The 13,642-nt window shown below is 68.5% G+C and carries 18 protein-coding genes; 9 read left to right on the top strand and 9 right to left on the bottom strand.

The window, feature by feature from the left end:
* Position 1 precedes the first annotated feature (1 nt).
* On the bottom strand, positions 2–700 hold the full coding sequence (locus H7K45_RS18355) for a sensor domain-containing protein (protein ID WP_263997323.1): 699 nt from the start codon (positions 698–700) through the stop codon (positions 2–4).
* Between the two features lie 9 nt (positions 701–709).
* Positions 710–1,177, bottom strand: coding sequence for an Rv2240c family protein (locus H7K45_RS18350; protein WP_263997552.1), 468 nt, complete (start codon positions 1,175–1,177; stop codon positions 710–712).
* A 395-nt stretch (positions 1,178–1,572) separates the two neighbouring features.
* Here H7K45_RS18350 and H7K45_RS18345 point away from each other — a divergent pair, with 395 nt between their 5' ends.
* Genes H7K45_RS18345 through H7K45_RS18335 form a run of 3 tightly spaced genes read left to right on the top strand, consistent with a single transcriptional unit; the run spans position 1,573 to position 3,726 of the window.
* Positions 1,573–2,250, top strand: coding sequence for an MspA family porin (locus H7K45_RS18345; RefSeq protein WP_263997322.1), 678 nt, complete (start codon positions 1,573–1,575; stop codon positions 2,248–2,250).
* 40 nt (positions 2,251–2,290) lie between these two features.
* Entirely contained in the window at positions 2,291–2,989 is a 699-nt protein-coding gene (locus H7K45_RS18340) for an MspA family porin (RefSeq protein ID WP_263997321.1), read from the top strand.
* 38 nt (positions 2,990–3,027) lie between these two features.
* Positions 3,028–3,726, top strand: coding sequence for a hypothetical protein (locus tag H7K45_RS18335; RefSeq protein ID WP_263997320.1), 699 nt, complete (start codon positions 3,028–3,030; stop codon positions 3,724–3,726).
* Here H7K45_RS18335 and H7K45_RS18330 read toward each other — a convergent pair.
* Positions 3,723–4,109: a hypothetical protein gene (locus H7K45_RS18330; RefSeq protein ID WP_263997319.1), complete on the bottom strand. Its 387-nt coding sequence runs from the start codon at positions 4,107–4,109 to the stop codon at positions 3,723–3,725. The two genes, H7K45_RS18335 and H7K45_RS18330, sit on opposite strands and share 4 nt — an antisense overlap.
* A 95-nt stretch (positions 4,110–4,204) precedes the next feature.
* Between H7K45_RS18330 and H7K45_RS18325 the strand changes: the two genes are divergently transcribed.
* Entirely contained in the window at positions 4,205–5,314 is a 1,110-nt protein-coding gene (locus H7K45_RS18325; RefSeq protein ID WP_263997318.1) for an aldo/keto reductase, read from the top strand.
* Positions 5,315–5,366: 52 nt separating this feature from the next.
* Here H7K45_RS18325 and H7K45_RS18320 read toward each other — a convergent pair whose 3' ends face one another.
* Complete coding sequence (locus tag H7K45_RS18320) at positions 5,367–6,326, bottom strand: ferritin-like domain-containing protein (RefSeq protein ID WP_263997316.1); 960 nt, start codon at positions 6,324–6,326, stop codon at positions 5,367–5,369.
* A 111-nt stretch (positions 6,327–6,437) separates the two neighbouring features.
* Positions 6,438–6,590: a CDGSH iron-sulfur domain-containing protein gene (locus tag H7K45_RS18315; protein ID WP_263997551.1), complete on the bottom strand. Its 153-nt coding sequence runs from the start codon at positions 6,588–6,590 to the stop codon at positions 6,438–6,440.
* Positions 6,591–6,766: 176 nt separating this feature from the next.
* Here H7K45_RS18315 and H7K45_RS18310 point away from each other — a divergent pair, with 176 nt between their 5' ends.
* Positions 6,767–6,979 carry a DUF3072 domain-containing protein gene (locus H7K45_RS18310; RefSeq protein WP_263997314.1) on the top strand — a complete coding sequence of 71 codons (213 nt, stop codon included), beginning with the start codon at positions 6,767–6,769 and terminating at the stop codon, positions 6,977–6,979.
* Positions 6,980–6,987: 8 nt separating this feature from the next.
* On the top strand, positions 6,988–7,734 hold the full coding sequence (locus H7K45_RS18305) for a YqjF family protein (protein WP_263997312.1): 747 nt from the start codon (positions 6,988–6,990) through the stop codon (positions 7,732–7,734).
* On the opposite strand, the gene H7K45_RS18300 is transcribed toward H7K45_RS18305, so the two are convergent.
* The 4 genes from H7K45_RS18300 to H7K45_RS18285 all read right to left on the bottom strand — a co-directional run bounded on the left by H7K45_RS18300 (position 7,731) and on the right by H7K45_RS18285 (position 10,088).
* Positions 7,731–8,384: an enoyl-CoA hydratase-related protein gene (locus H7K45_RS18300; protein ID WP_263997311.1), complete on the bottom strand. Its 654-nt coding sequence runs from the start codon at positions 8,382–8,384 to the stop codon at positions 7,731–7,733. The two genes, H7K45_RS18305 and H7K45_RS18300, sit on opposite strands and share 4 nt — an antisense overlap.
* Positions 8,385–8,387: 3 nt before the next feature.
* Positions 8,388–9,011 carry a TetR/AcrR family transcriptional regulator gene (locus H7K45_RS18295; protein ID WP_263997310.1) on the bottom strand — a complete coding sequence of 208 codons (624 nt, stop codon included), beginning with the start codon at positions 9,009–9,011 and terminating at the stop codon, positions 8,388–8,390.
* Between the two features lie 32 nt (positions 9,012–9,043).
* Entirely contained in the window at positions 9,044–9,508 is a 465-nt protein-coding gene (locus tag H7K45_RS18290) for a GNAT family N-acetyltransferase (protein WP_263997309.1), read from the bottom strand.
* A 70-nt stretch (positions 9,509–9,578) separates the two neighbouring features.
* Complete coding sequence (locus tag H7K45_RS18285) at positions 9,579–10,088, bottom strand: lipoprotein LpqH (protein WP_263997308.1); 510 nt, start codon at positions 10,086–10,088, stop codon at positions 9,579–9,581.
* A 143-nt stretch (positions 10,089–10,231) separates the two neighbouring features.
* Here H7K45_RS18285 and H7K45_RS18280 point away from each other — a divergent pair, with 143 nt between their 5' ends.
* The 3 genes from H7K45_RS18280 to H7K45_RS18270 are packed head-to-tail and all read left to right on the top strand — an operon-like array spanning position 10,232 to position 13,641.
* A complete protein-coding gene (locus H7K45_RS18280; RefSeq protein ID WP_263997307.1) occupies positions 10,232–11,134 on the top strand; it encodes a haloalkane dehalogenase in 903 nt (300 codons plus the stop codon).
* Between the two features lie 36 nt (positions 11,135–11,170).
* Positions 11,171–12,421 carry a tRNA guanosine(34) transglycosylase Tgt gene (tgt, locus tag H7K45_RS18275; RefSeq protein WP_263997306.1) on the top strand — a complete coding sequence of 417 codons (1,251 nt, stop codon included), beginning with the start codon at positions 11,171–11,173 and terminating at the stop codon, positions 12,419–12,421.
* Positions 12,418–13,641: a cytochrome P450 gene (locus H7K45_RS18270; protein WP_263997305.1), complete on the top strand. Its 1,224-nt coding sequence runs from the start codon at positions 12,418–12,420 to the stop codon at positions 13,639–13,641. Before tgt ends, H7K45_RS18270 begins: the two co-directional genes overlap by 4 nt.
* Position 13,642: the final 1 nt, after the last annotated feature.

Raw genomic sequence — 13,642 nt, 5'->3', positions numbered from 1 at the left:
CCTAGCTGGACGCCCGCCCCGGCAGCTTGGCGGTGATGGCGTCGGCCACGGCCGCGGCCGCGGTCACGGTGCCCGAGTCCCGGCTGCAGGCCTGAACGTCGACGATCACGTTGTCGTCGACGGCCAGCGCTCTCTGACACGACGCGAGGCCGGTGGCCTCGGCCCGGGTGAACGGGATCGCCAGGGTGGTGTCGGTCTTGGTCAACTCGCCGCTGCGCCACTTCGGTAGCGGCTTGTCGTTGAGGGTGATGTTGACGTTGTGGTTGGTGCACTTCGACCAGCGGTCCGCCGACTGGGTGAAGAACTCGCGCGCGGCGTCGGTCGACGGGTAGTTGACGACGGACTGCACCACCAGGGTTCGCCAAGCGTCGGTGTCCGGTGAGCGAAGCAACTCCTGGCGCAACGCGATCCAGCCGTCCTTGCCGTAGACACCGGCTTCGTTGACCTGCCAGATGCCAAGGCAATTCAGGTTGGGCAGCAGATTGCGATGATCACTCATCACGTCGACGCGCGGGTGCGCCGTCATCCCCGTGGTGCCAGTCGCGGCGTCGACCTGGTCGGCGCTGAGCAGGACGCCGTCGAGTGCGTTGGCGGGGACGAGTTCCGGCGGCGCGGGCGGCGCGGCGGCCGGACTGGAGCACGCCGATGCCGTCAGTGCCGTCGCCGCTGCGAGCGCGAGAAGTCCAGTGCTGAAACGCATCAACGACCGTCAGGCATGCGTGCCAGCCGCCGCGCACGCCTGCTGAGCGTTGGTGGCGTCGGTGTTCATCTCCGTCGCCGTCGTGTTCAGGCTGTCGCCGGGGATGCGGAGCGCCATCTTCAGGAGCAGTTTGGTCGCATCGGCCGACCAGGCCCGCATCGGGTCGGCGATGCTGGGATCCAGTTCGGGTGTGTTCGCCGAATCCGTCGCGACACCCGCGGCCTGACGCAGGGCGGTGCGTCCGACCTGGTTGCTGCTCTGTACGGCGGGATCGTTGTAGTCCGAACCCTCGAAGGAGTCGGAGAAGTCGCCGTAGTACTGCGCGGCGGTGTCGAGCGCCTGCGCGAAGTTTCCGCACGCCGTCACCGCGGCGGGGGAGGCGGCGTCGGACATCGGGACGGCGTCGACGGCCACTCCAGGGCTCTGCGGTGTGGCATCGTCGTCGGCGAAAGCCGTTGGGACGAAGGCCAATCCCATTCCGACGGTGACCGCGGATGCCGCCGCTGCTCGTTTCCACACGCCAGGTGACGTCACGGATTCCTCCAAGGTGGTCGGTGCGGCTATCCGTTGTCCGCCGGTGTCGTCGAATCCCTACCGTCGGGTAGTCAAGTGGCCAAAGGGTGAACGACCGGCCAACGGACGGCATCCAACTTCGATCCATCCGGCCAACCCGTGCTGTGAGCACGGTGGGAACGGCAATTCTGCTGGGTGGCAGTGCTTTCCGCAGGTGTACTGCGGCACACGCTGGACGGAAACGAGGTGTCGATCGTTCGCCGTCCGTTCACCTCGCGGCAACCCGGCCATTGGATGCTTCGCCGCGACAGATCCGTTATCTGCTCGACATTTCGACCACGAGAGGCGCCGATTCACTCATGTTGAACCGTTTTGCGACGCTGGCAGCAGTTTGCATTGCCATCCCGGTCGGGACGGCGCCCGTAGCGCTCGCCGATCCGCCGGCACCAGACCCGGCCGTGCAGCCCGTCGGCGCCCCCGTGCCCCCGCCGGACACCGGCGCCGTTCCCTCGGCCGCCCCGGGCGTCCTCACCACGCCCGACGGATGGACGCTGAACGTCGTCGGAAGCAACGAGACGCAGCTCCCGGTGGCCCCGCTGACCACGGCCATCTCGTCGCGTGAATACCTCATCTCGGGCACCTTCACCGGAACGATCACCGGTGGCGGAAAGACCAAGCTGACGGGCGGCACGTTGGAGGCCGGCGAGCAGATCGGCTGCGGCATCATCTCCGACGAGACCGAGATCAACCCCGGCGCGAACATCACGCCCGGCATCAGCGCGATCGGCCTTCCAAGTGTCAGCGCAGGCATCAGCCTGCAGGGCAAGGTGTACCTGAAGCCGGGCACCGTCACGACCGTTGCGCTGGACAAGAAGTCCTTCAAGGGAACCACCACCCGCATCACCCTCACCGGGGTCCGCGTCAAGACCGATCAATGCGCGGGACAGTCGTTCATCCGGTCCTACGCCACGCTGACCAGCTCGACCGACAACACCGACGACGTCATCACCTACCTCGGCGTCACCAAGTCCGTCTAGCAGCCGGCCGCCCCACCCCGAACCCTTGAAAGGCTCTGCAATGTTGAATCGTGTTGCCCTGCTGGCTACGGCCGGCATGCTGTTCTCGATCGGCGCCGCTCCCGTCGCGCTGGCCGACCCGCCTCCGCCCGACCCCGCCGTGGCCCCCGTCGGCGACCCCGGCCCCCCGCCGCCCGACAACGGGATCGTCGGCTCGTCCGAGCCCGGCGTCGTCACCACCCCCGACGGCTGGACGCTGACCGTGGCGGCAACCAACGAGAGCGAGCTTCCCGTCGCGCCCCTCACCACGGCGCTGTCGTCCCGCGAGTACCTCGTCGGCGGCACCTTCACCGGCACCGTGACCGGCAAGGGCAAGACGACGCTGGCCGGTGGCACGCTCGAGGCCGGCTACCAAATCGGTTGTGGCATCGAACTGGGCCAGGTCCGTCTCATCGGTCAGGCCGGCATCACCGTCGGCGGCCTCAGCTTCCCGGCCACGGGACCGGTGTTCGCTCCTGCGCTCAGCTTCCCGCTGTCGGGCACCATCGAAATCCACCCCAAGCCGGGCACGGTCTCCACGGTCACGGTCGACAAGAAGACCTTCAAGGCCGCTCCGGTGCGGGTGACCCTCAAGGACACCCACATCAAGGTCGACGGTTGCGTCGGACAGTCGTTCCTGCGGTCCTACGCCACGCTGACGAGTTCGACGACCGACACCGACGACGTGGTCGCCTACTACGGCATCACGAAGTCCGTCTGACCTGACCTACTCCAGGCCCACACGATGGAACGAGACACATGGCAATGATCAACCGGCATCGTATCGTCGCCGCAGCGTGTGGCCTGGCTGCCGTCGGAGCGGCGGTCGCCTTCCCGGCGACCGCCGTGGCCGACGATCTTCCCCCCGACCCCTTGCCGGTGCCCGCCGACCCGGCACTGCCGCCTCCGCCGCCGCCGCCCGCGGCGGGACCAGCGGTGCCGATGCTGGGGAACTTGGGTCCCGCGGGTCTCGACGTGCTGGCGCAAACCAACGGCGCATCGGTGCCCGGTGCGCTCGGGGCGCCGTCCGTGGTGGGACTCGACCGAACGTCGATCCTGGGCCAGAACCCGGTTCCCGAGGCGCCGAACGGCGGCACCGGCACCGTGCCCAACCTCAACGTCTTCAACAACGCCTATGGCGCGCAACAACTCAACGACGTGCCGTCGGCGCCCGGACAGGGAACGCAGTTCGGAGTGGCCCCGGGCGACGAGAACGCCGACGTCCGCAAGGGCATCTGGTTCGGCCGATGGATCGACCTCCAGCGCGACGGTCGCACCTATGGTGGCCTCGGGCAGGCGCCCAAGCAGCAACTCGGAGAGCCGCTGCCGGGCACCGCTCCGCCGCCCGGAACGGTCATCCCGCCGGGACTGGTCGACTTCCTGCCCGACCCTGCCGACGGTCCCACGCCGCCGCCCGGTCTGATCCTGCCGCCGCCTCCGCCCCCGCCCGGAAACTAGGGCAGCGGCTCGGGTAGCGGCGCGTCGACCAGACCGCCGAGGTCCGCGTCGGGTTCGTCGTCGGGAAGCGCGCGGGACGGCAACACGATCAGCGGTCGCTCATCGGGGTCGGCGTCGGCTCGTAACGGGGCAGCGCAACCCATTCCGAATCTGGTGGGCGCCGGAACGCCCGCGTTCTGGACGCAGCACTGGCTGATGACGGCGTCGGCGTCCTGGCCGGGAGCGGGCACCGTGGTCGAGGTGCACTGGGCGTAGGAGTCGACGTCGAAGACCGGTGAGGCATGGGCGACCCCCGCCGAGCCGAGCGCCCACGCGGTAGCCAGGAACAGGACGGACGCCACGAGCCGAGGTCGGGCGGTGCGGGACCCGGTCGTGGCTGCCATCCCTGCTTTGTATCACCAGCGGCACGGTCGCGGTGGCGGAACGGCGGCTCATTTGTGGACTTGCGGGTCCATTTTCGTCGGTGCACGATGACGTCATGGCACTCGATCAGTACTACCTCCTCGGCACGTCGGGTCTCCGTGTGAGCCGTCTTGCGCTGGGCACCATGAACTTCGGCACCGGCGGCTACCACGCCGCCTACGGCAAGACTCTGGACGAGAGCCGGCCCATCCTTCGCCGCTACCTCGAGGACGGAGGCAACTTCGTCGACACGGCGGACTTCTACACCGCCGGGGAGAGCGAGACGATCGTCGGCAAGCTTCTCGCCGAGGCCAAGGTGCGTGACCGGGTGGTTCTGACCACCAAGTTCACCAACAGCGTCGCCCCCGGCGATCCGAACGCCGGCGGCAACGGCCGCAAGCACATGATCCGTGCATTGGAGGACTCGCTGCGTCGGCTGAACACCGACTACGTCGACCTCTTCCTCCTGCACACCTGGGATCGACTGACACCCGTCGAGGAGGTGCTCCGGACGTTCGACGACCTGGTGCGCTCAGGCAAGATTCGCTACGCCGGTCTGTCCGACGTGCCGAGTTGGTATGCCGCACAGGCGCAAACGCTCGCTCGGGCCCATTCGACGTCCCCGATGATCAACCTGCAGTTGCCCTACTCGCTGGTCGAGCGTCAACTCGAGGTCGAGCATCTGGCGATGGCGCAGACGCTCGGCATGGGGATTACGGCGTGGAGCCCTCTCGGCGGCGGGTTCCTCAGCGGCAAGTACCGCCACGACGTGGTCGGTGGGCTCGCCGGCGACGGCCGGTTGGCGACCCCTGGCGGCTCGGGATACGAATCGTCCGAACGCGATTGGAAGCTGCTCGAGGCACTGGAATCGGTCGCCGACCAAGTGGGCGTGACGATGGCCCAGGTGGCGGTGAACTGGGTTGCCACGCAACCCGGTATCGCGTCGGCCATCGTGGGCGCAAGCAGTGCCCATCAGCTCGAGGACACGATGGCGGCGCTGGACTTCGAGCTGCCCGCCGAGCTGAGGGCCACGCTGGACGAGGCCAGTGCCGTGGCACCGGAGTCGGTGTACCGAATGTTCACGCCCGGGTACCAGAGCCAGCTGGTCAACCCTGGAGCGAAGGTGGGCGACCAGCCGGTCGGCTACCGGCCGATGGTGCGAAATTGGTTGCCGCAGAGCGCATGACGAAGGCCCCGCGTCCCCTTGGGGGCCACGGGGCCTTGCGTACGGAGGCGTTTTAGCTGATGCCGACGACTTCCTGGGCGATGGCCGCGATGCGCGTTTGCGCGGCGGACACGACGCCCTGGCGGCCCTTGTGGGCCTCCTCGTAGGTGAGGATCGTGCGGACGTCGACCGGGTTGCTCAGTGCCTTGATCGCGCTGACGGCCTCGGAGACGTTCAGGTCGTCGTAACCGTCGACCGGCAGTTCACTCGCGTCGAGAGCGCCGGTGGCGGCGCGCACCGAGTGCAGCACGTCGGCTGCCTGCTCCGCGCCACCGTCACGGATGACGGCCTCGGCGGTCTCGAGTGCCGCGTCACGCGACGCGGCGACGGTCTTGGTGGCGACGTCGGTCACGCGCCTGCCGCGGTTGATCAGTTCGCTGATGGCCAACGGGGTGGCGCGAACGGTGTCCACGGCCTTGTCGAGGCTGCGGACCGACCAGTTGACCGGCACGTTGACGAGTTGAATGGCGGTGCCGGCGGCGGCTTGCAGCGGCGTGCGGCGCAGCGCGGCCGGGCCACCAAGCGCGTCCTCGGCGAGCACGGTGGTGAGCCAGTCGACGGTGGCGGCATGCGCGGTGATCAAACGCGTGGCCAACGCCTCGACGTCGGACTCTTGCGCGGCGACGGCGAGCGCCTTGACGTAGCGGGCGCGGTCGAACAGCTGATGCTCGAGGGCCAAGTCGCCGAGCAGTGCTTCGTCGAACGGCTGGGCTTGCTCGGTGAGCGCCTTGACGGCTGCGGCGGCGCGGCCCAGGAACGGGCCGATGACGTCCGGGCGGCCGCCGAGATCGCGGATGGCGCGCTCGATGGCTTCGGCGCGGTCGCGGCCGTTGTCGGCGTTCTGCGTCAGTTCGCGGCGGACGGCCTCGGTGCGGGCCTGCGCCACGCGGGTCTCGGCCACCTGGATCTCGGTGTTGGTCAGGTCGAGCAGCACGCGCAACTGCGCAATCAAAGTGTTCGTGGTCGTGCTCATATTGGTTCGCCCCTTCGGCGTTGATGTGTCTCGGCGCGGGGTGCACCTACCACCGTTGCGTACCCGACGCACGACTTCATAAGCGTGTCCGGCGGCATTGTGGGCTAGGTCTCAGGGGTTCGACCGGCGTCGCTTGCGGTGGCTCGTGTCGCACATCGGGTAGGTCTTGCTGCGCCGACAGGTGCAGATCGCGACCATGAATCGGTCGGACTCGACGGTCGAGCCGTCGGGCGTCTCCACCCGCACGGGCCCCTGCACCATCATCGGTCCGCCGGCGGTGAGGCGGACGAGCCGGACGTCGTCGTCGGCGGTCTGCGGCTGTTGGGGGGTGGGCGGGTCGGTCTGCACGTCGGGTGCATGCCCGGGTGCCGAGCCCCCGAAACGACCGGGAGGTTTCGAACAGACGTGCGACGGATACACGGGCTGCGGAGGTGAGGTCCATGACCGAAGATGCGCAGCAAGCGCCGAACGAGACAGCAGAGAAGGACACGTCGCAGTGGGTGACCGGAGACGAGCCGATGACCGGCCCGCAACGGAGCTATCTGCACACGTTGGCCCAAGAGGCCGGAAAAGAGGTGCCCGACGACCTGACCAAGGCGGCGGCGTCGGACATGATCGACGAGCTCCAGCAGGAGACTGGTCGAGGGCAGTAGATGCGACGATGGCAGGTGTGTCGGAGTCGTTGCCCGAGGGTTTCGCGGTCACCGCGCCGCCGCTGCCGCGGCCGGTGTTCACGCGTCAATTCTGGGGTGACCTGACGTTCGTGCACTGGCCCGTCGACCCGGATGCCGTCGGTCATCTGTTCCCCGGCGGCACCCGGCCCGACGTCTTCGGCGACGGGCATACCTACGTGGCCTTGGTGCCATTCGCGATGAGTCAGCTGTCACTGGGCTTCTCGCGGGCGGTGCCGTACTTCGGTCGTTTCCTCGAGACCAACGTGCGGCTGTATTCGGTCGACGACGAACGCCGTCACGGCGTGCTGTTTCGCTCGCTCGAGACCGCGCGGCTGGCCGTCGTGCCCGTGACGCGGACGGTCCTTGGCACCCCGTACACGTGGGCGCGGATGAAGTTGAACCGCGGTGATCGGCGAATCACCTACGACAGCACCAGACGACTGCCGCACCGCGGGCTGCGCTGCCGGGTCGGCGTCGACATCGGGCCCCCCGTGGCGCCGACCCCACTGGAGGTCTGGCTGACCGCGCGGTGGGGGGCCCACACCCGCAAGGCCGGCCGCACGTGGTGGGTGCCCAACGAACACGTGCCCTTTCCCCTGCACGAGGCCACGGTCACCGAACTGGACGACGAGTTGGTGGCGGCCGCCGGGGTACGACCGGCAGGGGATCCCCTCCGCGCGCTGTATTCACCGGGTGTGTGGGCGCGCTTCGGCAGGCCCAGCCTCGTCGGCTAGGACGCCAACGCCGCGAGCGCGGCGCCGTACATCGTGGTCTTGACCGCAGTCACCGTGCCGGAATCCTTGCCGCCGAAGGGTGCGACGAGGGCGACGGCGTCGGCGACGACGGCGTCCTCGGCGGCGGTGGCGTCCACGATGCCGGAGTTCACCGCGTCGACGCCGCCGAAGCGTCGCCCCGTGGTCATCGACGCCACGGCGGCGGCCGGGGTGAGCTTGGCCTGGATGAGCGCGGCCATGCCGGGGGTGAACGGAATCCGGATGTCGACCTCGGGAAAGCAGAAGAAGCCGCGGTCGGCACGCATGACTCGGTAGTCGTGTGCCATCGCGAGCATGGCGCCCGCACCGAACGCATGCCCGTTCAAGGCTGCGGCGGTGGGCATGGGGCACACCAGGATTCGCGCGAACAAGGCGTGGACGCGTCCCACGTAGGCTGCCATCTGGTCACCGTGGGCCATCAACCACTCGAGGTCCAGGCCGTTGGAGTAGAACTTTCCGGTGCCGGTGGTGACGAGGCCACCGGCACCCGAGGAGACGATTTCCTCGAGGTGACCCTCGACGTCGTCGAGGAAGTCCAGAGAGAATCTGTTCTCGTCGTCGCCGAGGTTCAGGACGGCGATCGTGTCGGTGTGGGTCACGGTGACGGACATGGGCTACTCCTCGGTGGTGGGGTACGGCGGGGCGTCGGCGAGTACGGCCCGCACCGCCGACGTGAGCTGATTGCGGGCCCATCGATCTTCGATTCGGTTGCGCGACAGCAGTATCGCGGTCGGCAGGTCAACGATGCACAACGTGATGGCGTCGACGGCCTTGGCGTCTCGGCGGTCCCACAGCAGCGTCGACAGGCGCGTCATCAGACCGATCAGGGCCCGCTCCAGGTCGGCGAGTTCGGCCGCCACGTCCTCGGGCAGATCGTCGCCGAGCAACTGGTGGCGTTCGACCCGCAGCAGCAGGCGCGCCGACCGGGGCTGGCGGGCGAAGAAGACTGCGGGCGCGTCGGCCGCCGCCACGACGGCCGACACCGGGTCGGCGTCCGGGGCTGCCAGCGCGGCCTCGACCAATTCGTTCTGCACGTCGAGGAAGGCGCGCGCGGCGCGAAGCCAGGTTTGGGCCAGTAACTCTCCTCTGGACCGAAAGCTGTGGTAAATCGCACCGTTCGAGGTGCCCGCCGACGCGGCGACGGCCCGGGTGGTGACACCGGCCGGGCCGATGTCCACGGCGATGGCCTCGGCGGCGTCGAGGACCGTGTCGCGGTCGTGGATACGGGGGCGGGGCACCCGGGCACGGTAACAGAGCGATCGCTCTGTTATTAATCCGACGGTGCGACGGCCTTGGCGAAGAAGACGCGGTGAAAACCGTCCTGCACGCCGCGTCCCGTCTCCTTGAAGCCCCGCCGCGGATAGAACTCGAGGTTCTCGGTCATCGCCTCGTTGGTGCACAGCCGAATCTCCGAGAGGCCCTGATCGCGAGCGTCCCGGTCGGCCCTCCGCAGAAGCGTGCCGCCGTGACCCGCACCCTGCGCCGTCGGCGCCACGGCGACGACGTCGAGCAGCAGATGGTCGGGACGGGCCTGCGTGACGAGCACCGCAACGATCTCGCCGGGACCGTCGACCACCCAAACCCGCTCCGTGTCAACGAGTCTGGCGTAGTCGGCCGTCATCGGCGCCGGCTTGCGGCCCATCCGGTCGACGTAGACGCCGAACGCCGCCGCGACGAGCCGCTGGATGCCCGCGACGTCGTCGGGGGTGGCTCGCCTCGGCGTCGAATCACTCACGACCACGACATTAGTCCGACGAGCATCCGCCTCGTCCGCCGCGGCGACGGTCCGACCCTGCGGATACCGGCTAGGGGCAGGTGAATTCGAGGGTGAACGGCTTCTTGGCGGGCTGCAACGGGTTGGACATGTCGATGCCGAAGGCGTTGCCGGTGATCGTGTAGGTGTTGCCGGCCTTGGTGGCCGTGGCGTCGCCTTGGCCGGCGCCCACCGCGAGGGTGATCCCGTCGACGTTGCCCAGTCCGACCGACGTCACCGACGGCGGGTCGGATTGGCTGATGACGGCCGCGATTCCGGTCATGGCCTCGCCGATGGCGACGTTGACGTTGCCACCCATGTTGGCGCACACGACCTTGCCGCCGACGTCCTTGGCCTGGCCGTCGATGGTGACCTTGGTCGCCGCGCTGGCCTCGGCGGTGGTCGAGGCGGCGCTGGAACTGCTCGACGAGGACGAACTGGAACTGGAACTGGAGCTCGAACTGGAGGACTCCGTCGACGACTTGTCGGCCGACGAGCACCCCGCCAGGCCGGCGACCACGACGGCGGCGCCTCCCACGGCAATCAGCAGCTTCTGCTTCACGTCTGTTCTCCTCGCGGTCGGTGCGATCCATCAAGATCAGTGGATCGTCGGAAGAATTATGGGGCGAGACGCCACGACGAACAGGGGATTGCCAGAATTGCCCGGCAGCACCGCGTGGTTCCCGGCGGCGTAGTTTCGCGGGCATGAAGTCGCTGCGCACGCCCGAGGACCGCTTCGCCGACCTACCGGACTTCCCGTACTCACCTCGGTATTGCGAGGTCGACGACAACGACGGCGGGCGTCTTCGCGTCGCCTGGGTGGAGGACGGCCCCGCCGACGCCGACCCGGTGCTGCTGCTGCACGGCGAACCGTCGTGGTCGTTCCTCCATCGCCGGATGATCCCAATCCTGGCGGCCGCAGGCCACCGCGTCGTCTGTCCCGATCTGGTGGGCTTCGGCCGCTCCGACAAGCCCACCGAGATCGGCGACCACAGCTACGCCCGTCACGTCGAGTGGATGCGCGCGGCGATGTTCGACGACCTCGGCCTCGATCGCGTCACCGTCGTCGGGCAGGACTGGGGCGGGCTCATCGGGCTTCGCCTGGCCGCCGAACATCCCAAACGTGTCGCGCGCATCGTCGTCGCCAACACCGGGCTGCCGACCGGTGACCTCCCCATGCCCGACATCTGGTGGCAGTTCCGCAAGGCCATCCAGGAGATGCCGCACATCGAGGTCGGCCGGTTCGTCCAGTCCGGCTGTTTGCATCCCATGTCCGACGCCGTCCGCGCGGCCTACGACGCACCGTTTCCCGACGACTCGTACTGCGCGGGCCCGCGGGCGATGCCCGGTCTGGTGCCCACCTCGCCAGACGACCCCGCCAGCGCGGCCAATCTCGTGGCGTGGCGCACGTTGTGCGACAGCCCGACCCCGATGTTGGTGGCCTTCAGCGACGGCGACCCGATCACCGGAGCCATGGGTCCGATCTTCATCAGCGAGATGCGGGGCGCCCAGGGCGTCGAACATCCGGTGATCCACGGTGCCGGACACTTCCTGCAGGAGGACGCGGGCGAGGAGCTCGCCGAGGCCATCGTGCGCTTCCTTGCCTGACGCCGCCGTCGGGCGAAGGTGTGAGAACGTACAGCGGTGAGCACCCCGCCCTACTTCGAGATCGAGGACCGACTGCCAGATGGGTCCGGCCGGGCCGGGGTCATCCACACCCCGCACGGTGACATCCACACCCCAGCATTCATCGCGGTCGGCACGGCCGCGACCGTCAAGGCGGTGCTGCCCGAGTCGATGAAGGACCTTGGCGCGCAAGCGGTTCTGTCCAATGCCTATCACCTCTACCTACAACCGGGACCCGACGTCGTCGACGAGGCAGGCGGGCTGGGTAGCTTCATGAACTGGCCGGGGCCGACGTTCACCGACAGCGGCGGCTTCCAGGTGCTCTCGCTCGGCGTCGGCTTCAAGAAGGTGCTCTCGATGGACGCGGGCCGCGTCCAGGCCGACGACGTCATCGCCGAGGGCAAGGAGCGGCTGGCCCACGTCGACGACGACGGCGTGACGTTTCGCTCCCACAAGGACGGCTCGCTTCACCGCTTCACCCCGGAGGTGTCGATCGGCATCCAGCACCAGCTCGGCGCCGACATCATCTTCGCCTTCGACGAGCTGACCACGCTGATGAACACCCGCGGCTACCAAGAGAGTTCGGTTCAGCGCACCCATGACTGGGCGGTGCGTTGCCTGGTCGAGCACCGCCGGCTGGAGATCGAGCGGGCGCACAAGCCGGCCCAGGCGCTGTTCGGCGTCGTCCAGGGCGCACAGTACGAGGACTTGCGTCGGCAGGCCGCCAGGGGACTGGCCCAGATCGGTCAGTCCCCGGGGCCCGCGGAGGGATTGAGCTTCGACGGCTACGGCATCGGTGGCGCACTGGAGAAACAGAATCTCGCGACCATCGTCGGCTGGGTGACCGACGAGCTGCCCGAGGACAAGCCGCGCCATCTGCTGGGCATCAGCGAGCCCGACGACCTGTTCGCCGCCGTCGCTGCGGGTGCCGACACCTTCGACTGCGTGTCCCCGTCCCGGGTGGCGCGCAACGCCGCGGTGTACTCGGCGACGGGTCGCTACAACATCACCGGCGCACGCTACAAGCGCGACTTCACGCCGATCGACGCCGAATGCGACTGTTACACCTGCGCGAACTACACCCGGGCCTACATCCATCACCTGTTCAAGGCCAAGGAGATGCTGTCCTCGACGCTGTGCACCATCCACAACGAGCGATTCGTCGTCCGCATGGTCGACCAGATCCGAGCGGCCATCACCGCTGGTGAGTTCGACGAGCTGCGCGACCACGTCCTGGGCCGCTACTACTCGCGCACAATGGGGGGATGACGACCACCGCGGAGCCCAGGGCGCTGCTGATGCAGCTTCTCGAGCCGGACAGCCGTGCCGACCCGTATCGGGTGTATCAGCGGATCCGCGAGCACGGGCCGATCCTGATGCCCGAGAGCAACCTGGTGGTCTTCTCGTCGTTCCAGGATTGCGGTGACGTGTTGCGCCACTCCTCGTCGGCCAGCGACCGGCTCAAGTCCACCGTCGCGCAACGCGAGATCGCCAGGGGTGCGCAACCGCGGCCGTTCGGTCAACCCGGGTTCCTGTTCCTCGATCCGCCCGACCACACCCGGCTGCGGCGGTTGGCGCAGCAGGCGTTCGCGCCCAAGCGTGTCAAGGCGCTCGAGGCCGACGTCGTCACGATGGTCGACGACCTGCTCGACCGGGCCGTGGACGCCGGTTCCCTGGATGCCGTCGCCGATCTCGCCTACCCGCTGCCGGTCGCCGTGATCTGCCGGATGCTCGGCGTTCCGATCGCCGACGAACCGCTGTTCAGCCGGGCCTCGGCGCTGCTGGCCAAGGGCCTGGACCCGTTCATCACCTTCACCGGCGAGCTTCCGGTCGACTTCGCCGAGCGGATGGAGGCGGGGCACTGGCTGCGCGCCTACATCGCCGATCTCGTGGAAGAACGACGGTCGGCACCGCGCGAGGACCTGATCTCGGCGCTGATCGCCGCCGAGGAGGACGGTGACCAGCTGACGAGCGACGAGATCGTGGCGACGTGCAATCTGCTGTTGATCGCGGGCCACGAGACGACCGTCAACCTGATCGCCAACGCGATCCTGGCGATGCAACGCCACCCACGGCACTGGGCCGCGCTGGCCGAGGACCCCGACCGCGCCGCCACGATCATCGAGGAGACCCTGCGGCATGACCCACCGGTGCAGCTGGCCGGGCGGACGGCGGGCGAGGACATGACGATCGGCTCTACTTCGGTGCCCAAGGGTGACACGATGATGGTGCTGCTGGCCGCCGGCCAACGGGATCCGGCGGCGTTCGACCGGCCCGACGACTTCGACCCCGATCGAGACAATCTGCGGCACTTGGCCTTTGGTCACGGTGTGCACTTCTGCCTCGGCGCACCACTGGCGCGGCTGGAGGCCAGGGTGGCGTTGTCTGCGGTGACGAGGCGCTTCCCGGGGGCCACCCTCGCCGGTGAGCCGGTCTACAAGCCCAACGTCACGCTGCGCGGTATGGCGTCGCTCCCGCTCGATCTCTAGC

The organism is Mycobacterium yunnanensis (assembly GCF_025823185.1).
GTDB classification, from domain to species: Bacteria; Actinomycetota; Actinomycetes; order Mycobacteriales; family Mycobacteriaceae; genus Mycobacterium; species Mycobacterium yunnanensis.
This window is presented reverse-complemented; position numbering and strand designations above follow the sequence as displayed.